The sequence below is a fragment of the Burkholderia sp. SIMBA_051 genome (assembly GCF_046534915.1).
In the GTDB taxonomy this organism is placed as follows: Bacteria; Pseudomonadota; Gammaproteobacteria; order Burkholderiales; family Burkholderiaceae; genus Burkholderia; species Burkholderia ambifaria.
This window is the reverse complement of sequence record NZ_JAWRXS010000635.1, coordinates 1-250: the sequence shown is the minus strand read 5'-3', so window position 1 is coordinate 250 and position 250 is coordinate 1. Positions and strand designations below refer to the sequence as shown.

Annotated in this window: 1 protein-coding gene; it reads left to right on the top strand. The window is 62.4% G+C overall.

Annotated elements, in window-relative coordinates:
- On the top strand, window positions 1–250 hold a 250-nt coding region (locus SB771_RS36030; protein ID WP_410722165.1), incomplete at both ends, for a cation transporting ATPase C-terminal domain-containing protein.

The following is a 250-nucleotide window of genomic DNA, read 5'->3' as shown; positions in this document are numbered from 1 at the left end:
GCTCATGTGGTACGTATTCCAGGCCAATGCGCCCGAGCACCAGACGTTGTTCCAGTCCGGCTGGTTCGTCGAAGGGCTGTTGTCGCAGACGCTCATCGTGCATATGATCCGCACACGCAAGATCCCGTTCCTGCAAAGCCGCGCCGCATGGCCGTTGATGCTGATGACGGTCATGGTGGTCGGGCTGGGCCTGTTCCTGCCGTTCTCGCCGCTGGCCGAGTACTTCCAGTTGCAGGCGCTGCCGTGGAGC